At 70.4% G+C, this 19491-nt stretch carries 20 protein-coding genes; 11 read left to right on the top strand and 9 right to left on the bottom strand.

What is annotated here, in order from left to right:
• Nucleotides 1–9: 9 nt before the first annotated feature.
• From IF46_RS0123545 to IF46_RS0123515, 7 genes are all read left to right on the top strand, one after another.
• Nucleotides 10–2238 (top strand): hypothetical protein, encoded by a 2229-nt coding sequence (locus IF46_RS0123545; RefSeq protein WP_030490544.1) that lies wholly within the window; start codon nucleotides 10–12, stop codon nucleotides 2236–2238.
• Nucleotides 2239–2263: 25 nt separating this feature from the next.
• Nucleotides 2264–2755: an SsrA-binding protein SmpB gene (gene smpB / locus IF46_RS0123540; RefSeq protein ID WP_030490543.1), complete on the top strand. Its 492-nt coding sequence runs from the start codon at nucleotides 2264–2266 to the stop codon at nucleotides 2753–2755.
• A gap of 218 nt (nucleotides 2756–2973) precedes the next feature.
• Nucleotides 2974–3366 (top strand): SCO5389 family protein, encoded by a 393-nt coding sequence (locus tag IF46_RS0123535; protein WP_030490542.1) that lies wholly within the window; start codon nucleotides 2974–2976, stop codon nucleotides 3364–3366.
• 262 nt (nucleotides 3367–3628) lie between these two features.
• Entirely contained in the window at nucleotides 3629–4051 is a 423-nt protein-coding gene (locus tag IF46_RS0123530) for a TOBE domain-containing protein (RefSeq protein ID WP_030490541.1), read from the top strand.
• Nucleotides 4052–4062: 11 nt separating this feature from the next.
• A complete protein-coding gene (gene modA, locus IF46_RS0123525; protein WP_030490540.1) occupies nucleotides 4063–4842 on the top strand; it encodes a molybdate ABC transporter substrate-binding protein in 780 nt (259 codons plus the stop codon).
• Nucleotides 4843–4898: 56 nt separating this feature from the next.
• Nucleotides 4899–5690 carry an ABC transporter permease gene (locus tag IF46_RS0123520; RefSeq protein ID WP_051724102.1) on the top strand — a complete coding sequence of 264 codons (792 nt, stop codon included), beginning with the start codon at nucleotides 4899–4901 and terminating at the stop codon, nucleotides 5688–5690.
• Nucleotides 5687–6754 carry an ABC transporter ATP-binding protein gene (locus IF46_RS0123515; RefSeq protein ID WP_030490538.1) on the top strand — a complete coding sequence of 356 codons (1068 nt, stop codon included), beginning with the start codon at nucleotides 5687–5689 and terminating at the stop codon, nucleotides 6752–6754. Before IF46_RS0123520 ends, IF46_RS0123515 begins: the two co-directional genes overlap by 4 nt.
• Before the next feature lie 50 nt (nucleotides 6755–6804).
• On the opposite strand, the gene IF46_RS0123510 is transcribed toward IF46_RS0123515, so the two are convergent.
• The 5 genes from IF46_RS0123510 to IF46_RS0123490 all read right to left on the bottom strand — a co-directional run bounded on the left by IF46_RS0123510 (nucleotide 6805) and on the right by IF46_RS0123490 (nucleotide 9754).
• Nucleotides 6805–7218: a hypothetical protein gene (locus IF46_RS0123510; protein WP_030490537.1), complete on the bottom strand. Its 414-nt coding sequence runs from the start codon at nucleotides 7216–7218 to the stop codon at nucleotides 6805–6807.
• 42 nt (nucleotides 7219–7260) lie between these two features.
• Nucleotides 7261–7821 (bottom strand): GNAT family N-acetyltransferase, encoded by a 561-nt coding sequence (locus tag IF46_RS0123505; RefSeq protein ID WP_030490536.1) that lies wholly within the window; start codon nucleotides 7819–7821, stop codon nucleotides 7261–7263.
• A 101-nt stretch (nucleotides 7822–7922) separates the two neighbouring features.
• Nucleotides 7923–8207 (bottom strand): hypothetical protein, encoded by a 285-nt coding sequence (locus IF46_RS0123500; protein WP_157563374.1) that lies wholly within the window; start codon nucleotides 8205–8207, stop codon nucleotides 7923–7925.
• A gap of 15 nt (nucleotides 8208–8222) precedes the next feature.
• Nucleotides 8223–9047, bottom strand: coding sequence for a hypothetical protein (locus tag IF46_RS0123495; protein ID WP_030490534.1), 825 nt, complete (start codon nucleotides 9045–9047; stop codon nucleotides 8223–8225).
• Nucleotides 9048–9094: 47 nt separating this feature from the next.
• Nucleotides 9095–9754 (bottom strand): TetR/AcrR family transcriptional regulator, encoded by a 660-nt coding sequence (locus tag IF46_RS0123490; RefSeq protein ID WP_232234135.1) that lies wholly within the window; start codon nucleotides 9752–9754, stop codon nucleotides 9095–9097.
• A gap of 88 nt (nucleotides 9755–9842) precedes the next feature.
• Here IF46_RS0123490 and IF46_RS0123485 point away from each other — a divergent pair, with 88 nt between their 5' ends.
• Entirely contained in the window at nucleotides 9843–10970 is a 1128-nt protein-coding gene (locus tag IF46_RS0123485; protein ID WP_030490532.1) for an FAD-dependent oxidoreductase, read from the top strand.
• A 56-nt stretch (nucleotides 10971–11026) separates the two neighbouring features.
• On the opposite strand, the gene IF46_RS0123480 is transcribed toward IF46_RS0123485, so the two are convergent.
• A complete protein-coding gene (locus IF46_RS0123480) occupies nucleotides 11027–11908 on the bottom strand; it encodes a DUF1963 domain-containing protein (protein ID WP_030490531.1) in 882 nt (293 codons plus the stop codon).
• An 84-nt stretch (nucleotides 11909–11992) separates the two neighbouring features.
• Nucleotides 11993–12697 (bottom strand): PhzF family phenazine biosynthesis protein, encoded by a 705-nt coding sequence (locus tag IF46_RS0123475; protein WP_198041512.1) that lies wholly within the window; start codon nucleotides 12695–12697, stop codon nucleotides 11993–11995.
• A gap of 178 nt (nucleotides 12698–12875) precedes the next feature.
• Between IF46_RS0123475 and IF46_RS0123470 the strand changes: the two genes are divergently transcribed.
• Nucleotides 12876–16340 (top strand): ThuA domain-containing protein, encoded by a 3465-nt coding sequence (locus tag IF46_RS0123470; RefSeq protein ID WP_036393037.1) that lies wholly within the window; start codon nucleotides 12876–12878, stop codon nucleotides 16338–16340.
• A gap of 89 nt (nucleotides 16341–16429) precedes the next feature.
• On the opposite strand, the gene IF46_RS0123465 is transcribed toward IF46_RS0123470, so the two are convergent.
• On the bottom strand, nucleotides 16430–17293 hold the full coding sequence (locus IF46_RS0123465) for a PhzF family phenazine biosynthesis protein (protein ID WP_232234133.1): 864 nt from the start codon (nucleotides 17291–17293) through the stop codon (nucleotides 16430–16432).
• Between the two features lie 20 nt (nucleotides 17294–17313).
• A complete protein-coding gene (locus tag IF46_RS0123460) occupies nucleotides 17314–17622 on the bottom strand; it encodes a winged helix-turn-helix transcriptional regulator (RefSeq protein WP_051724101.1) in 309 nt (102 codons plus the stop codon).
• Nucleotides 17623–17771: 149 nt separating this feature from the next.
• On the opposite strand from IF46_RS0123460, the gene IF46_RS0123455 reads away from it, so the two are divergent.
• On the top strand, nucleotides 17772–18797 hold the full coding sequence (locus IF46_RS0123455) for an NAD(P)H-dependent flavin oxidoreductase (RefSeq protein WP_030490526.1): 1026 nt from the start codon (nucleotides 17772–17774) through the stop codon (nucleotides 18795–18797).
• Between the two features lie 2 nt (nucleotides 18798–18799).
• A complete protein-coding gene (locus IF46_RS0123450) occupies nucleotides 18800–19468 on the top strand; it encodes an HAD-IA family hydrolase (protein ID WP_051724100.1) in 669 nt (222 codons plus the stop codon).
• The last annotated feature ends 23 nt before the right edge of the window (nucleotides 19469–19491 follow it).

The following is a 19491-nucleotide window of genomic DNA, read 5'->3' as shown; positions in this document are numbered from 1 at the left end:
GGGGGGCCCATGGCGGACGCGACACCGACCGAACCGACGACCTCGGGCGGGATCGTGGAGCTGCGGGTGCACGGTGTCTCCGGCGCGGGGGCGGACCAGGTGTTGGACCGGCCGTACGTGCACCAGGTCGCCGGGGACCGCAGCGGAGGGTTCTACCGACCGCGTCCCGGCTATCCGGACTCCACTGGGACGGACGGGGTGACGCTGGAGGCGTACCGCTGGAGTGACCTGCCGTCCGGCACGGCCGTGCGGACGTTGTCGCTGGTCTTCCTGCTGCCGTTCATGCTCTGCAACGTGGCGCTCTGGATGCGCCCGGCGACGCCCGCGTCGAAGCGCGCCTTCATGGCGCTGTGCCGGGTGCTCGCCCTCACTCTCACCATGCTCTACGTGCTCTCCATCGTCGGGGTGGCGGTGGACCTGATCGCGTGGCGCTGCATGGACACCCCGTCGTGCCTGGCCGGCCGGAGCTGGCTGTCCTGGCTGGGCGGGCGCCCGACCGGGCTGCGCCTGGGTGTGCTGGCGCTCGTGCCGGTCGCCGCCATCGGGCTCGTCTGGCGGCTGGGCGCACGCCCCAGCCATTCGTTCGACGCGTTCCGGACGCCAGCGACGCATGCGTCGAAACACCAGTTGAGCGCCGTCGGCCAGTGGGACGGCGAGCCGCTGGTGGGTCGGCTGCGCTCGGTCCACGTCGCGGCGGCGTTCGCCACCCTGGACGGCAGCCTGCTGGCCGCGCGGGCCAGCCAGCACGCCTCGTGGGTGATGGTGATACTGCTGACGGTTACCGTGGCGGTGCTGCTGGCCTGCCTGGTCCTGGTCACCGTGGTGCCGAGCATCGACCGGACCGACCCGTCGCCCCGGGTGGACGCCGTCTGCCGCGGGCTGCGCACGATCGCCTGCGGCCTGACGATGCTGGTGATCGTGCACATCGTCATCAGCCCAGCGCCGTGGCCGCAAGGTGGTGTGCTGCCCGGTTACGGCGCGATCGTGGCCTGGCTGTTCGTCAGCCAGACCGTGCTGGTGGCCGTCCTCGCCGCGCTGGTGCTCTGGCAGCGGGGTGGCGGGCAGCGCAGGTCACCGCTGCGCGCGTTAGGAGCGCCGGTCTTCATGACGATCTCGGCCGGGCTCGCCGTGGCATTCTCCGCCGAGCTGGTGTACCGGGTGTCGGACCTGCTCGACCGCGAGGGGACCACCGCGGACGGCTTGGAGACCAGCCCTCCCCTGGCGTACAAGTGGGCGATCTTCGGGTTCTTCCTGGCGGTGGTGACCGCGCTGCTGGTAGCTGGCCTGGTCACCAGGGTGACGCGGCGCGGGCGGCGGCGGGCCGCGCGGGCGATCGTGGCCGCCGACTTCCCGCACGCGCCGCCATCGGCGGCGGACCGGCTACGGCGGGTCGAGCAGGCCGTGGCCCGAGCCCGTTTCACCGAACGACTCGAACCACTCTCCGTGGTGTACGCCGGCCTGGCCGCGCTCGGCCTGGCCACCAGCGTGCTCGGCCTGTTGCAACTCCAACCGGGTGACGTGACGCAGCGCTACCTCGGAGTGCCGGAGAGCATGGTCAACTTTCTGATCGGGTCGGGCAGCTACGTGATCGCCGCGATCCTGCTCGGCCTGGTGGTGGGTGGCGTATTCGCGTACCGGACACCGCAGTTCCGTCGGTACGTGGGCGTGCTCTGGGATCTGGGCACGTTCTGGCCCCGGGCCGCGCACCCGTTCGCACCACCCTGCTACGCCGAGCGGGCCGTGCCGGAGCTGGCCAAGCGGATCTCCTACCTGGTGGATCAGGGGCAGGGAGTGCTGCTCGCCGGGCACAGCCACGGCTCGGTGCTGCTCGCCGCCACCGTCCTGCAACTGCCCACCCGGATCACCGACCGGGTCGCCCTGCTGACCTACGGATCGCCGCTGAGCCGGCTGTACTCCCGGCTGTTCCCGGCGTACGCCGACGAGCCGGCGCTGCGGGAGATCGGCGAACGGGTCGGCTGGCGCTGGATCAACCTGTGGCGCGACACCGACCCGATCGGCGGCTGGATCTTCGCCCCCCACCGGCCCGGGGAGGCCGAGACGCTGACCGGGCCGGCGGCGTCGGTGGACCGGCGGCAGACCGACCCACACGACGTCGTGCCGGCGCCCAGCGACAGCGTCCCCCCACCGATCCTGGGACACTGGCCATGTGAGTCGCAGGACGCGTTCGCGGAGGCGGTGCGGGACCTGACCGCGCGACTACGCCCCGCGCGCGACTGAGGTGGCGGCCTTATATCGTCGCCTGGTGACTCCGTCCAAGCAGCCCGCACGCCGGTTGATCGCCTCGAACAAGAAGGCCCAGCACGAGTACACCGTGCTGCGCACGTACGAGGCGGGCATCGTGCTGGTCGGCACCGAGGTGAAGTCACTGCGTGAGGGGCGGGCCTCACTGGTGGACGCGTTCGCGCACGAGCGCGACGGCGAAATCGTGCTGTACGGCCTGCACATCGCCGAGTACGCCTACGGCACCTGGACCAACCACGCCCCGCGCCGCAACCGCAAACTGCTGCTGCACCGGGCCGAGATCGACCGGATCCTCGACAAGGTCCGCGAGGGCGGAGTGACCCTGGTCCCGCTGTCGATGTACTTCGAGAACGGCTACGCCAAGGTCGAGCTGGCCCTGGCCAAGGGCAAGCGCTCGTACGACAAGCGGCAGACCCTGGCCGAGCGCGACGCCAACCGGGAGATCGCTCGCGAGCTGGGCCGACACCTCAAGGGCCACCCCCGCAGGCCCTGACGCCCACACGTCCGCCGTTCGCGGGCGTCTCTCGCACGCGTGCCCTTCCGCGCGCGCCTTCCGCGCGTGTCCTCAGCGTGGGCTTTCGCGCGTGTCCTCCGCGCGGGCTTTCGCGGCGCGCCGCGCCGGGACGTCGTTGACGTCGTCCGGCCGACGTGGTCTGCTCAGTCGACGCCGTTACTGAAAACGGTAATCGTTAGCTGAAGCGGAGGAGAACTATGTCGCTCACTGTCCCGCCCGCCCTGCTCGAAGCCGCCGAACACGGCCCCGTCGACGACGAGGCGTTCATCGCCTGCGTCCGTGACTCGCTCCCGTACGCCTGGGCCACCGTCAGCCGAGTGGTCGCCGAGTTGGAGGCCGGCGACGCCGACCTGGCCGACAACGCCGTCCCGCCGCCCACCGAAGCCGACCGAGGACAACTGCTCCGCGCACTGGCGAGCGACGCGATCCGCGCCGGCCTGGAGCGGCACTTCGGCGTACGCCTGGCGTTCCAGAACTGCCACCGCGTCGCCGCGTTCCGCCCGTCGGCCGTTGACAGTGAGCGCTACCGCCGCTTCGTGTCGACCCGTGGCCAACTGCTCAACCAGTCCCCCGTACTCCGCAACTGCTGACCGCGCGGCGGGCGGGCTCGCGCGAGCCCGCCCCACGCCAGACGCCAGACGCGCTCGAACCAGGATGTAGTGGCCTCACCGATACGCCGACACCACTACTTCCTGGTTCGAGCCCGATCATGCGGACGGCACGGACGGCACGGGCGGCGCGGGCGGCCGGCAGGGGTGGCAGGCACTTGCTGGTTCTAGCACCCGGTTGTCCGGGCGGGTGCTGGCTGTTTCGGGCTTTCGCCCTTGCAGTTGCGGGCGTTAGGGTGAACGGGTGACGACGTACCGGATCGGGGAGGCCGCCGACCTGCTCGGCGTCAGCGCCGACACCATTCGCCGCTGGGTGGACGCCGGGCGCCTGAGGGCCGAGCGCGACGAGCATGGCCATCGGGTCGTTGACGGGGTCGACCTGGCGGCGTTCGCGCGCGCCCAGGCCGCCGACCCGGACGCGGGCGCTGAGTTCTCCTCGGCCCGCAACCGGCTGCGCGGCATCGTCGTCGACGTTCGCAAGGACACGGTGATGGCCCAGGTCGACATCCAGGCGGGCCCGTTTCGGGTCGTGTCGCTGATGAGCCGAGAGGCCGTCGACGAGCTCGACCTGCGGGTCGGTTCGGTGGCCGTCGCGGTGATCAAGTCGACCACGGTGGTGGTGGAGCGGGCCGCACCCGCCCCGGCGCGCGGCAGGTCGGGCGGATGAGCGCGCGGAGCATGCGCACGGCGGTGGCCGTACTGGTGGCGGCTGGCATGGTGGCAGCCGGCTTGGCGTTGGCCGGGTGCGGCGCGGGCGATGACCAGGCAACCGGCGGCACCGAAGGCGGCCGGGTCACGGTGTTCGCGGCCGCCTCGCTGACCGAGTCGTTCACCCGCATCGGGAAGGACTTCGAGGCCGCCAATCCCGGCAGCAGCGTCACCTTCAACTTCGCCGGCAGTTCCGCCCTGGCCAACCAGATCACCCAGGGTGCGCCGGCGGACGTGTTCGCCTCGGCCGCTCCGGCGAACATGACCACGGTCACCGAGGCCGGCAACGCCGATGGCACACCGAGCACCTTCGCCCGCAACCAGCTGGTGATCGCGGTGCCCCGGGGCAACCCGAAGGGGGTGGCCAGCCTGACCGACCTGACCGGCCCGGGTGTGAAGGTGGCGCTCTGCGCCAGTCAGGTGCCCTGTGGCGCGGCGGCCCGCACCGCCCTGGACGCGGCCGGTGTCGCGTTGACGCCGGTCACCCTTGAGCAGGATGTCAAGGGTGCGCTCGCCAAGGTGAAGCTCGGCGAGGTCGATGCGGCGTTGGTCTACCGCACGGACGCGCGGGCAGCGAGCGCCGAGGTGACCGGCGTGGAGTTTCCCGAGTCGGCGAGGGCGGTCAACGACTACCCGATCGTCGCGCTGAAGGACGCACCGAACCCGACCGGCGCACGGGCCTTTGTCGCGTACGTCCGCTCGGCGCCGGCGCAGGCGGTCCTCGCCGAGGCGGGGTTCCAGGCTCCGTGAGCCAGGTCCGCGACGACAAGGCACCCCAAAGGCCGACGGTACGCAGGCAGCACGCCATGCCCCGACGGCGCGGGCGGGTGCCGGCGGCGCTGCTGATCCCCGCTGGGCTGGGGCTGCTGTTCCTCGTCCTGCCGTTGGCCGGCCTGCTGATCCGGGCGCCGTGGACGACCCTGCCGCAGCGGCTCACCGAGCCAGGGGCGCTGACCGCGCTGCGGCTGTCGGTGCAGACCGCGACCCTGGCCACCGCGCTCTGCCTGCTGCTCGGGGTGCCGCTCGCCTGGGTGCTGGCCCGGGTCGAGTTTCCCGGCCGTCGGCTGGTACGCGCGCTGGTCACCGTGCCGCTCGTGCTGCCGCCGGTGGTCGGTGGGGTGGCGCTGTTGCTGGTCTTCGGCCGGCGTGGGCTGCTCGGTGGCTGGCTCGACGCCACGTTCGGCCTCACCCTGCCCTTCACCACCGCGGGTGTCGTGCTGGCCGAGTCGTTCGTCGCCATGCCGTTCCTGGTCATCGCCGTGGAGGGTGCGTTACGCGCCGCCGACCACCGCTACGAGGAGGCCGCGGCGACGCTGGGCGCCAGCCGGTGGACCACCTTCACCCACGTCACGCTGCCGCTGGTGGCACCCGGTCTGGCCGCCGGGGCGGTGCTCTGCTGGGCGCGGGCGCTCGGCGAGTTCGGTGCCACCATCACCTTCGCCGGCAACTACCCCGGCCGGACGCAGACCATGCCGCTCGCCGTCTACCTGGCGTTGGAGACCGACCTGGAGTCCGCGATCGTGCTCAGCCTGGTGCTGCTCGTCGTGTCGGTGGGCATCCTCGTCGCATTACGGGACCGCTGGATGACCAACGCATGAGCGATCGGCTCCTCGACGCCCGGCTCGTCGTCGACCGGGGCACCTTCCGGCTCGACGTGCCGCTGCGGGTCGCGCCGGGCGAGGTGGTGGCGCTGCTCGGCCCGAACGGCGCCGGCAAGACCACCGCGCTGCGCGCGCTGGCCGGGCTGCATCCCCTCACCGACGGGCACGTCACCCTCGACGGCGTCGACCTGGACCGCCCGGCGACCGAGGGCTGGGTGCCCACCGAACGCCGGTCGATCGGCGTGGTCTTCCAGGACTACCTGCTCTTTCCGCACCTCAGCGCATTGGACAATGTGGCCTTCGGGCCGCGCCGGCACGGCGTCGACCGGCGGGCCGCCCGCGCCACGGCCCGTGAGTGGCTCGGTCGGGTGGGGCTTGACGCGCAGGCGCAGCGCCGGCCCCGGCAGCTCTCCGGCGGGCAGGCGCAGCGGGTGGCGCTGGCCCGCGCGCTGGCCGTGGCACCGTCGCTGCTGCTGCTGGACGAGCCGCTCGCCGCGCTGGACGCCCGTACCCGGTTGGACACCCGCGCCGAGCTGCACCGGCACCTGTCCGCCCACCCGGGCGTGACGGTGCTGGTCACCCACGACCCGCTGGACGCGCTGGCACTGGCCGACCGATTGGTCATCGTCGAGGGTGGCCGGGTGGTGCAGGAGGGCGACGGGCCGAGCGTCACCGCTCGCCCGCGCACCGACTACGTCGCCCGGCTGGTCGGCTTGAACCTCTACCGGGGCCGCGCCGACGGGCACACGGTACGGGTCGCGCCGGAGTTGACCCTGACCGTCGCCGACCGCTTGGACGGCGAAGCCTTCGTGGCCTTCCGCCCGGCGGCGGTGGCCCTGCACCCGACCCGACCGGAGGGCAGCCCTCGCAACACCTGGGCTGGCACGGTGGCCGGCGTCCAGCGGCACGGCGACAACGTGCGGGTGCAACTGGACGGGCCGATCGGGGTGGCCGCCGACGTCACGCCGGCCGCCGCCGCCCAGTTGCAGCTGATCCCCGGCCAGCGGGTCTGGGTGGCGGTCAAGGCGACCGAGACCCACGCATACCCAGCCACTGGCTGACCCCGAGCCCCACGGACGCCGTGGGACGCCGTCAGCCGAGCGGACGCGAGTCAGCCGGCGAGCAGGTCGGCGTGTGCGGCGCGCAGCCGGGCGAGCGTCGGGTCGCTGCCCGGGACGACCCGGCGATCCAGCTCGGCCCACGCCTCGGCCAGCGCCGCGCGGACCGCGCCCAGCTCGGCGGCGTGCCGCTGGCTGCTGCGTCGGTGCTGCTCGTCGAGGCGACGGGCCCAGCCGGCGGTGACCGTGGCGAGCCGGTCGGCGTCGGCGCGGGCCTGCGCGCCGCTGCGGGCGGCTGCCGCGGGGACGATCGCGGCGACCGGGCGGGGATCGCCGTCGCGGGTGACGACGGTGACCGCGTCGGTCAGCTCGGCCAGCGCGACGAGCTGGCTGAACCGGGTGCGCGCCTCACGCAGCGGCACGGAACGCGGCGGGTCGGGTTGCGGGGTGAGCGCGGGGACGGCCATGGATGCATGGTGCCGGGCGGGTACGACAACTCTTCGCCGTCGTCAGTGGACGGTGAGTGGTCCGTCGCGCCACTCGTCGGCCAGCACCGACCAGACCTCAAGGTCGACGCGGCCGTGCGGACCCGGGCTGACCTGGCGCAGCGTGCCGTCGAGGCGCAGCCCGAGCCGGCTGGCGAGGGCCTTGCTGCGCATGTTGTCGGCGTTGGTACGCCATTCCACCCGCTGGATGCCGCGCTCGCGGACCGCCCAGTCGACGATCCGGCGGACGGCCGGGGCGACCAGGCCCCTGCCCTGCGCCGCCGGCTCCACCCAGCAACCGACCTCGCAGACGCCCAGGGTGGCGTCGAACGACACGAACAAGACCCCACCGACGAGCGTGCCGCCCCACCACAGCCCCCAGATGCCGCCGCTGTCGCTGGCCCAACGGTCGGCGTATCGCTGCAACACCGCACGGGCCGACGGCAGGTCGGTGGCGACGAAGGACGGTGACACCCAGGGCTGGATGTGCTCGCGGGCCCGGTCGAGGTGGGCGAGGAACTCCTCGGCCCGCCACGGGTCCAACGGGCGCAGCTCGACATCCTCGGTCAGTAGCAGGGCAAACACCGGGCCTCCAGCAAAGGTGCGCTTCCAACGACGGGAGCAGGCTCGCACAGGTGCGTCGCCCGGGGCACAGCCGACCCAGGGTACGGGTGCGCCATCCGGCCTCAGTTGGTCGAACTGCCGAGCCTCTGTCGTAGGTCCCCCGTCTCACCAAGGAAGCCGAGCACGATCTCGCGGAACGAGTCGACGGACAGGTCGACGGCGGACTGGAACTTGGCATGGGCCAGGTCGATGTCGGATCGCTCGCGACCCTTGTCCCAACCGATCGGATTCGGCGTCTGGAACTGCTGGCGGGCCGCGAGCAGGGCACTCCTGGGCGTCCCGAACCCTAGCGTTGTTCGGTCAGGGGAACTTCCGTCGATCGAGGTGCCTTTCCGGGTCATCGACACTCTGCGAGCCGACGCTCAACGCGACAGGTGCGTGCAGTGGGCCACGGTGGCGTCATCCGGGCCCTGCGCATCGGCACCCTGTACTTCAGCACCCTGCACTTCGGCCTGCCGGACCTGGGCGATGACGCCGGCCGGCCCGCCGGCGCGGAGCAGGTCCAGCACGCCAGGCCAATCGGTGCGGCCGTACGGGCTGACGATGCGGCTGGCGCCATTGCTGAGCAGCGCGACACCGTTCAGGTCGGCGAGGGCCCGGCGGCCGGTCACCGCCTCCCGCGCCGCGCGCGGGTCATCCTTGGCGATCCAGTAGCCGCCCGGCTTGTTGCGGCAGGCACGCAGCGCGGTCACGCAGGAGGCTCGTACCCGGTCGTACTCCGGCGTTCCCTGAACAAGGCCCGCCAGCGGCGCCGAGCAGTCGCGCCGGGCGGTCGTCTCGCGCTCGTCGGTGACCACCTGCGGGCCGCCATCGGCCTGGTCGAGGACGAGGAAGGAATCCGCGAGCAGGAGCCACTCCAGGCGATCGTGGTCGGCGCGGACCACCGCGACGGTGGCCTGCGGGCTGCTGGGGTCTGCGATGTCGCAGGTGTCGCCGTGCTCGCCAGCAATCTCACCGATGGCGGTGGCGAGGATAGCGGCGAGGTCTCGCCCGTCGCCGCGTGACAGGTACCCGAGCAGCGTGCCGCCGAGGCGGTGCGTGTACCAGGCGACGCCGTGCAAGCAGACCGACTCGGCGCCCGGAATGCCGGCGCCGTCGAGCAGGACGACAGCACCGGGGACCGCGCCGACGAAGTCCTCGTTCGGCCGATCGGCCCTGCCGGCGCTCGTCGCCAGGCTGACGTGCACTCGTGGTCTCCTGTCGCGCCGAGGAACCCCACCCGTCGAGCAGTGGGTCAGGTTCGGGATTGGCTGGTGATGCCGTCCAGGACGGTGGTCAGGTTGTGCTTGAAGGTCTCCTCCGCATTGAGGTGGGCGCCGTCGATGACGAGCCGGGCCACGGTGGGGTATCTGCCGGTTTTCAACATGCGCGTGAGGTAGGGGCCGAGGCTGGCCTGGAAGGCGGCTTCATCGGTGCCGGTGGAGCGGGTGGTGCGCCGCTCGGTGACCTCCCTGCGGACCGCTCCGATGATGAAGGCGTTGAGGGCGCCCACGGCTCGCTGGAGATCGTCGATGTCACGCACGCCGGGGGCCGCGCTGAGCCCCGCTGCGGTCGCCTCGCCCACGGCGAGCGCGTGTGGTCCCAGGTGTGGCCGTCCGCCGAGCAGGTCGGAGAACCACTCATGATCGAGGGCGGCCTCGCGGGTCGCGTGGGCGATGGCCAGCACCGTGGCGCGCCACCCATCGCGCTGGCCGACCTCGGCGATCCGGGCATAGACGACGTCGACCATCAGATCGAGCAGTTCGGACTTGTTGCCCACGTAGTCGTAGAGCCGCATCGGACCGACGCCGAGCTCTTTGGCGATCTTGCGCAAGGACAGCCCGTCGAGGCCGTGCGCGTCGGCAAGCCGGATCGCCGTTGCGGCGATCTTCTCGCGGCTCAACGGCACCGGCACCGCCCTCGGCTGAGGTTCGGGCCGTTCCCAAACGGGCAGCGACTCACTAGCGTACGGTGTATCCACAGATACAGTGTACGGTAGCGCCGTGAGAACACGAATTGCGATCGCCGGTGGCGGTCTCGGCGGGTTGACGCTGGCACGGATCCTGCACCGGCACGGCATCGATGCGGTGGTGTACGACCGGGAGGCGAGCCGATCCGCACGGCCCCAGGGCGGTGCCCTCGATCTGCACCCGGAGTCCGGGCAACTGGCCCTGACCGAGGCGGGTCTCGCCGGCCAGTTCCAGTCGGAGGCGCGGCCCGAGGGCGAGGAACATCGCATCCTCGACCCGACCGGACGCACCCTGGTGCACCACGAGCCACAACCTGGCTCACTCTCCGAACGTCCCGAGATCGACCGGGGCGTACTGCGTGATCTTCTGCTCGACTCCCTCCCCGGCGACACGGTTGTCTGGCGGCACCGGCTTGTCGCGGCGACCCCGCGACCCGACGAGGGCTGGGATCTGACGTTTCACGACAACCACCGAAGCAGCTGCGACATCCTCATCGGCGCGGACGGCGCCCGCTCAGTCGTCAGATCGCTGCTGGCCGACGTCGAGCTGTCCTATGTGGCAACGCTCGTGGAGCTGACCGTCGAGAACGTCGACTGGCGTCATCCCGATCTCGCCGAGCTGGTCGGCCCCGGGAACCTGTGGTGTGTCGGCGTGAACCAGATCCTCGCAGCGCAGCGCCTCGGCGACGGCAGCCTCCGTGTCGGGATCTCGCTGCGCGCGCCGGGCCAGCCCCTCGACGCATACCGTAGTAAGCACGCCCTGCTGGACTTGTTCGCTGGCTGGGACCCCCGCCTCACCGCACTCATCACGGCCGCCGACAGCGCGCCGACGCCACGGCTGGTCGAGGCGATGCCCATCGGTACGCGCTGGGCCAGCCGGCCGGGCGTCACCCTCATCGGCGATGCCGCGCACCTCATGCCACCGGTCGGCGAGGGCGCCAACCAGGCCATGCTCGACGCCGCGGAACTCGCTGGCCAACTCGCCGCCAACCCGGCGGACCCGAATTCGGCGATCCGGACGTACGAAGAGTCGATGTTCGCAAGGATTCAGCCGATCGCCGAAATGTCCGCACGAGTCCAGGCGATGATGCTGTCCCCGACCGCGGCGGAAGACATCGTCCGGTTCTTTAGCCGGCCGACGGAACCGGCACGCGCAGACTGACATCTAGCGCTGTCGACACGCACGGCGACAGTCGTTCCATGAAGGCCGGCGGTGTCCTACTCGCTGAATTCGGTCACGGAGAACGCCTTGTCCAACCGACCGGCAGCTAGGTCGTCGTGGCGGATCACGAAGCTCCCGTAGTAGAACTCGTCGGCCAGGGAGAAGCGGGCGAGCGACACCCACTCGCTCGCCAGCCGATGCTGCTCCCTCTCCACATGCGAATACCACTTAGCCACCGGGATGACGATCTCGCCGGCCTTCTCACGCCCCGCGAGGGTCTGCTCGGCGATACTCCTGATCACCTCACCGTCGGCATACCCGCCGATACAGGCGCTGGCGAGCCCTTCATGGGGCGGCCAGAGGTCGTAGGCCAGCGCACAGAGCTCGTCCAGGTGCGGCAGGTCACGCTCCAGGTCACCGGCCAACTGCTGCTGGAAAGGCGATAGGTCGTCCTCATCCTCATCCTCGTCGGTCTCGAACCAATCGGGCAGCTCCACGCCGAGCGTGGCTTCGACGTCGTACTGCTCGCCGACGATGCCGCCGTTGGTCGGCTTCTCCGCGACCTCGGTCTTGGTGCCGGCCGGCACATACACGACCCGTGCGTACCCCCGCTCCCCGCTGGCGCCGGCCAGGTGATCCTCCTCGTGGTCCAGGAAGAAGAGCAGCGAGCCGTCCGCCGGCAGGTCGAAGCCGTCGACCCTCGGCAGCGCCGCACAGTCGACCGAGAAGATGAACGGCAGCAGGCTGGCCCCGGCGGTCGGCCAGGCCATGCCCACCGGCAACCGGGGCAACCCACCGAACTGCCCGGCCGCCCGGGCACCTTCGGCACCCCCGCTCAACCAGATCGACAAACGTAGGTGCCGGGTGAACGCGCTGATCTCCTCGTCCGGGATGCCCAACTCAAGCGCTGCACGGCGAAACCGCCCCTGCTGATCCATGGATCAGCATGATGCCAGGAGGACAACGACGAGTGGGCGACCGGCTGCCATATCGACTCTTGTCGGCGTCTGGCTCAAGGCTCGTTAGAGGGAGCGGGTCTCCTCCAGGATCACCCGACCGCCGACCTCGACGGTGTCGTCTGGACCGGGTCGAGTCAGGATCTGCGATCCCTTGCCCTGGGTGATGTCCAACGCCTGGCGCAGCTCGGCGGTGAGCACGATCGCGGACGCTCCGGTGGCTTCATCCTCGACGATGGCGTCGCCCCGGCGGGGAAATCCCCTGGTACGCACCCGGCCAGCTGCCCGGTCTTGCCATGCCCACGCGTACAGCCACCCGTCACCTGGCGGCGGGCACGGCAGCGCGCCGACCTCCTCGGCTGAGGCGTACTGCTGCACATGTCTGTCGGGCGCCCACTGCGCGCGACCCCTGATCCAGGTGAACTCGCCATCGCGCCAGGTTGGCACCGAGCCCGCCGGCGGGTGAAGCTGCGCCGGCCTGGACCTGAGGTGACCCAGCAACCAGGAGGTGCCCACCAGGGGGTGCCCGGCAAACGGCAGCCGCACGCTCGGCGTGTAGATGTCGACGACCCCCGTGCCGGCATCATCGACGAAGACGGTCTCACTGAAGCCCAGCCGCGCGGCCACGGCCTGGCGGCTGGGCCCAGTGGGCACGGCAGGGCCGTCGAGGACAACGCCGAGCTCGTTTCCGTACCTACCGTCGGGGCCGCAGAACACCCGTAGTACGTGAAGATCTGCCACAAGCGATGCTAACGGAGCGGACACCAGCATCGTGGGGTCAGGGCTCGCGGGCCACCGCGCCGTAGATGCCCGCCGCAGCGCGGGCCGCCGCCAGGACGGGAAACCGCTTACCAGAGGGCTATTGACGGTCGTCACTGGCTGTCAGTACCGTGATGCGGGCAGCGAGAAAGCGCTTTCCGACCCTCACCGTCCGACAGGGAGCGCCCCCATGCCCCGACACCTCCGCGCGATCTGCCTGATCCTGCTCACCATCGCCACCGTGGTGAGCACCACCACCGCCCTGCCCGCCGAGGCTGCCCCGCGCTTCCGGGTGCTGGTCTTCTCCAAGATCACCAACTTCTACCACGACTCGATCCCGGCCGGCATCGCCGCGATCCAGCAACTCGGCGCCACGCACAACTTCGAGGTCGTCGCCACCACCGACGCGACCGCCTTCACCGATGCCAACCTCGCCACCTTCGACGCCCTCGTCTTCAACAACACCAACTCGCTGCCGACCTCGGGTGACCTGCTCAACGCCAGCCAGCGGGCGGCGCTGCAGACGTTCATCCGCAACGGCGGCGGTTGGGCCGGCCTACACGCCGCCTCGGCCAGCGAACGCGACTGGCCGTGGTACGAGGGCCTGGTCGGCACGATCTTCGACTACCACCCCGACTTCTCGTCCACCGGCGGCACCTTCCCCGGCCGGGTCAAGGTGCTCGACCGGGCGCACCCGTCGACGCGCAACCTGCCGGAGCTCTGGGAGCAGAGCGAGGAGTGGTACAACTGGCGGACCAACCCGACCGGCAACGTGCACACCCTCGCGCAGATCAAGGTGCGCGACGGGATCAACGGCCTGGACGAGGGCGTCGACCACGCGTACTCCTGGTGTCAGCGCTACGACGGCGGCCGGTCCTGGTTCACCGCCGGCGGGCACGCCAGCTCCCAGTTCAGCACGCCAACGTTCCTGGAGCACCTGCGCTACGGCATCGAGTGGGCGGCCGGCGCGGTCGCCGGTGACTGCTCGGCCACCGAGACCAGCAACTTCGAGCGGGTGGGGCTGGTCACCGAGAACCTGGCCGACCCCTTCGAGCTGGCCGTCGCCCCGGACCGGAAGGTCTACTACATCCAGCGCACCGGCGCGCTGAAGGTGGTCAACTCCGACACCCTCCAGGTCACCACGCTGCTGGACTTCGCGTACACCTCGGCGATGACCGACCAGTCCGACGGGCTGCTCGGGATGACCCTGGACCGTAACTTCGCCAGCAACGGCTGGGTCTACCTGCTCTGGTCGGACAAGACCCTCAAACAGCTCAACCTGTCCCGGTTCACCGTCGCCAACAACAGCGTCGCGCTCTCCTCGGAGAAACGCCTGCTGGCCGTCCCCACCTACCGGGGTGAAGGCCGGGCCAACTCGCACATGGGTGGGTCGCTGGCCATGGATGCGGCCGGGCGGCTCTACGCGGCGATCGGCGACAACACCGACCCGTTCGGCTCCAGCGGCTTCACCCCGGTCGACGAGCGCGCCGGCCGCGCGGCCTGGGACGCCCAGGGCACCGCCGGCAACACCAACGACCTGCGCGGCAAGATCCTGCGGATCACCCCACAGGCCGACGGTACGTACACCGTGCCGAGCGGCAACCTCTTCGCGGCGGGCACCGCGAAGACCCGGCCGGAGATTTACGCGATGGGCATGCGCAACCCGTTCCGGATCACCATCGAGCCGGGAACCAACGCGGTGCTGGTCGGCGACTACGGCCCGGACGCCCGCGCCGCGGACGCCAACCGTGGTCCGGAGGGAACTGTCGAGTTCAACCGGATCACCAGCGCCGGCAACTTCGGTTGGCCGTACTGCGTGGGCAACAACATCGCGTTCAACGACTACAACTTCGCCACCAACACCTCGGGGGCGAAGTTCAACTGCGCCGCACCTGTCAACAACTCGCCAAACAACACCGGCCTCACCACCCTGCCGGCGGCGAAAACGGCGCTGGTCTGGTACGCGTACTCCGCCTCCACCCAGTTCCCGGAGCTGGGCACCGGCGGTGGTGGGCCGATGAGCGGGCCGGTCTACGACTTCGACCCGGCCAACACCCGCACGACGAAGTTCCCGGAGTACTTCGAGGGCAAGTGGATCACCTACGAGTTCACCCGAAAGTGGTTCAAGACGCTCTCGATCCACAAGACGGCCCAGACCTTCAGCAACGCGCGCTTCGGCCCGACCGCCGTCGGTGACCTCCAGTCGATCAACGGGATCTTCGACAACATGAGCTGGATCCAGCCCTTCGAGGCGGAGTTCGGCCCGGACGGCTCGCTCTACGTCATCGACTTCGGCGAGGGCACCGGCAGCGGTCGCGGCGGCAGCAACGCCGGCGCCGGCATCTACCGGATCGACTACGTGGCCAACGGCCGACCGCCGACCGCGAAGATCGCCGCCACCCCGGACAGCGGACGCACACCGCTCGCGGTGTCGTTCTCCTCGGCCGGATCCACCGCCGGTGACGGCTCGGCGCTCAGCTACGCCTGGGACTTCACCAACGACGGCAGCACCGACTCCACCGCGGCCAACCCGAGCTACACCTACGCGACGGCTGGCAAGCACACCGCCCGGCTGACCGTCCGCAACAGCGGCAACGGGTTGACCGCCAGCGCGGTCACCGACGTGGTGGTCGGCAACACGCGACCCACGGTGACCATCAACGTGCCCGACGGTGGGTTCTTCGACTTCGGCGACAAGATCCCGTACACGGTGACGGTCACCGACCCGGAGGACACCACCATCGACTGCGCGAAGGTCACCGTGCAGACCCAGCTCGGCCACGACTCGCACGCCCACCCGCTGGACGTCTACACCGGCTGTTCGGGGTTGCTCGCCACCGAGGCCGATGCCGGTGACGGGCACGGGCCGGGGCAGAACCTCTACACCCTGATCACCGCGCAGTACACCGACGGCGGCGCGGCCGGCGGCGTACCGGCACTGACCGGATCGACCCGCGTCCAGTTGCAGCCCAAGAGCAAGGAGGCCGAGCACTTCAGCGCCCAGTCGGGCGTCGGGGTCAACGACCGGGCCACCGCCCGCGCCGGCAAGCGGCTCGGCGACGTCGACCACAACGACTGGGTGGCGTACGGTCCCGCGGACCTGCGCAACATCGGCTCGGTGACGCTCGGGGTGACCAACGGCGGGCTCGGCGGCACCATCGAGCTACGGACCGGCTCGCCCACCGGCACCCTGATCGGCACGGCCACCATCGGCTCCACCGGCGGGTGGGACAACCTGGTGTCCCCCACCGTCACGCTGACCAACAAACCCACCGGCACCACCACCCTGTACGCGAAGTTCGTCAACGCCGCCCAGGTCGGTGGCACCCCAGACCTGCTCGCCCTGGACTGGCTGCGGTTCAACGGTGCCGGGGTCAAGCAGGAACCAGGCGGGACGCTCACCATCGCGGCCAACCCGACCGGTGGCACCGCACCCCTGACCACCACGCTGACCGCCACGGCGACAGCGCCGTCCGGGCAGAGCATCACCGACTACGCGTGGGACTTCGGCGACAACAGCGCCATCACGCACGGGGCGACACTGCGGTCGACCGCCCACAGCTACCCCCGCAAGGGGACCTTCACCGCCCGGGTGACGACCACCTACACCAGCGGGGAGACCCGCTCGCTCAACCTGACCATCACAGTCAACTGACCGTCGAGCGGTGGCGGGCGGGGGACCACCCCGCCCGCTCCTCGAGCGATTTGGTGATCTTGTCGAACAGCTGGCGCGGTGATGGCGACCTACGGTGCTTCCCCGTTTGCCCTGCCGTTGGGACCCGATCGGATAGTGGCCATTCCGCCGACCCTGGCGGAAATGCCTTTCGTGGTGGCGGTTGCGGTGGCGAAGACCAACGAGGGGCGGCCTGCAGTCTGCCCTTGCTCGACTTCGATGCTGCTGTGGCCGTGGGTCGCGAACAGGTGTGCCGCGAGGCATCCTGTGCTGTTGGCGTTGACGACGTCCTCGCCGACTCCGATCGCCGGAGCGAACATGCGCGCGGCTGCTGCGTCGCGGGTCGGGGAGAGCGTGTAGACGAAGCAGCCGAGAAAGCCGAGACGACGGCATTCGGCTGCGAGTCGACGTAGGTCAGGCCGTATCGAGAGCAGGGTCGGCAGCGTTCTGACCGGTACGAGCAGGCGTGGTGTTCCCGGTGAGGCGACACACGGGGCGTCGTCGGTGGCCATGTCGTTCGACCTGATGTTGAGGGCGGCGAGGATGCTGTCTCGTCCTGCGGCGGTGCAGTCCTGAAGCTCCACCGGGCCCTGGTCGAACCAGACCTCGATGCCGTCGTCGCGCTGGATCGCCGTTGTGTCGAAGGTGCGGCCACCGGTCCGCTGACGCAAGCGATGTTCTCTGATCCGGCGACGGTGTAACAGGACCGCCTGGGCGGCGATTGTGCCGTGCCCGCAGTTGGTGAGCTCACCGTGTGCGGTGAAGAACCGCACCGTGGGCGTGGTTCCCGCGTCGTCGACGAACGCCGCGTGCGAGGTGCCGGCGCGCCGGACGATCGCGCGCCGAGTGCTGTCGCTGAGCGTGATGTCATCGATCAGCACGGCGGTCGGGCTGCCACCTTCCCGGCGGCGAGTGCAGGCGTCGACGATCGTCACGTCGTCGCCGTTGGTCCCGGTCATGTCTGGGCTTCCTCCTCGGTGGCCGGGTCGCCGTCGGCGAGGGCGCTTGCCCACCCGTCCGACCACCGCACGAGGGGGCGCAGGGCTCGGTAGGCGCCCTGTCCGAGTTGGGTGAGGGCATAGGCGGCGTCCGGTTGCTGCGCGACGAGGCGTGCCTCTATCAGCTCGGTCAGTCTCTGCCGCAGGACGCTGGACGACATGTTGTCGCAGTGTTGCTGCAGTGCGCGAAAGCCGAGTGCGCCGCGCTGTAACTCCCAGACGATGCGCAGGCTCCATCGACGTCCGAACAGGTCGAGTGCGGCCATCAAGGGGCGCCCGGTGTTCGACCCGCGAACCGGGCTTCCCGGTCTCGGCACTGCCATCGGCTCGTCCCACTTCTCCTGGTGCTTCTTTTTCCGATACGCTACCTCCTCGCCAGTGATTCGGTTTCCGAAGCGCAGGGGGTCGGGCTTAGATGACGTCCAAGTTGCGCAACGCACTGTGCGAGCGGCTGGGTATCGACGTGCCGGTGGTGCAGGCGCCGATCGGCTCCGCGGCGGCGCCCGAGCTGGCTGCGGCGGTAGCCGAAGCCGGTGGGCTCGGCATGCTGGCGTCGACCTGGCAGAGTCCCGAACGCGCGCGCCTCGGCATCCGCCACGTTCGGCAGCGGACTTCGCGGCCGTTCGGGGTGAATCTGGTGCTGGACTTTCCCGTCATTGACACCCTGGCGGTGTGCCTGGACGAGGCCGTACCGGTCATCTCCACTTTCTGGGGTGATCCAAGACCCGTCAGCCACCGGATCCGTGCTGCCGGTGCGCTGCATATGCACACCGTCGGCAGCGTGCGGGAGGCTGTGCACGCCGCCGGCTGCGGCGTCGACGTCATCGTGGCGCAGGGCTGGGAGGCCGGCGGCCATGTTCGCGGCACGACCGCCACCATGGTTCTGGTGCCAGCCGTCGTCGACGCCGTGGGCCCGATTCCGGTCATGGCCGCCGGCGGCATCAGCGACGGCCGCGGCCTCGCCGCCGTTCTGGCTCTGGGCGCACAGGGCGCGTGGCTCGGCACGCGTTTCCTGGCGACCGCTGAAGCTTTCACCCACCAGCTGTATCGGCAGCGCCTCGTCGCTGCCACCGCGGAGGACACCGTCCACACCCACTGCTTCGATGGCGGATGGCCCGACGCCGCGCACCGCGCATTGCGGAATCCGACCCTGCAACGTTGGGAACTAGCCGGTTCACCTCCAGCGCCAGGGCGCCCGGACGAAGGCGACGTCGTAGCCATCGACAGCGCAGGCCAGGCCCATTACCGGTACGAGGATCTGATGCCCTTACCCGGCATGACCGGCGACTTGGCGGACATGGCCCTCTACGCCGGCCAATCGGTCGAGCTCGTCCGGGAAGTCCGACCAGCAGGCCGGCTCATCCACGAACTCACGGCGCAGACCGTGAACGTCATCGAGCAGATGAGCCGCACGACTGAGACGGCAGGCGGGGCTCCGTAGCCATGACTTCCCTCGCTCGGATCAACGGAGACGCCGACTGCGGCGCTGCCGTGCTGTTCGACGTCGACGGCGTTCTGGTCGACTCCTACGCCGCATATCGCCGTATCTGGGACCGCTGGGCGCTTCACCACAGCCTGGACCCGGCGCTCGTCTGGACTCACACCCACGGCCGCCGCCCGATCGACACCATCGCGGTCGTCGCTCCACAACTCGACCCTGAAGCCGAATACCGACTGGTACGCGACTTCATGGCGGACGAAGGCGACGCCTTCCCGGTGTACCCCGACGCCCCGAGCGTGCTGAAGGTCATCCGGAACCGGCGATGGGGTGTGGTGACCTCCGGCCGAGCCCCTACCGTGCGGCAACGACTGCGAGCAGGCGGCCTACCTGATCCCCCGGTCCTTGTGGACAGCACGCAGGTCGCCCTCGGAAAACCAGACCCGGAGGGCTACCTCCGTGCGGCCGACCTGCTGCGAACCCCGCCAGAGCGTTGCCTGGTCATCGAGGACGCCCCGGCCGGAATTGAAGCAGCTCGCGCGGCGCGGATGACAGTGATCGCACTGACCACCACCCATTCCGCAGCCCAGCTCACCGGCGCACACCACATCACCAAGACCCTCGGCGATGCGATGCCACTCATCGAGAGCTGGCTCGGCGCAACGGTGCCATGACCGGGCCGCGTGACCACCTGAGC

The sequence above is a fragment of the Micromonospora chokoriensis genome (assembly GCF_000718555.1).
Classification (GTDB): domain Bacteria; phylum Actinomycetota; class Actinomycetes; order Mycobacteriales; family Micromonosporaceae; genus Micromonospora; species Micromonospora chokoriensis_B.
Note: the sequence above shows the minus strand (reverse complement) of the source record. Positions and strands in the feature narration are given on the sequence as shown.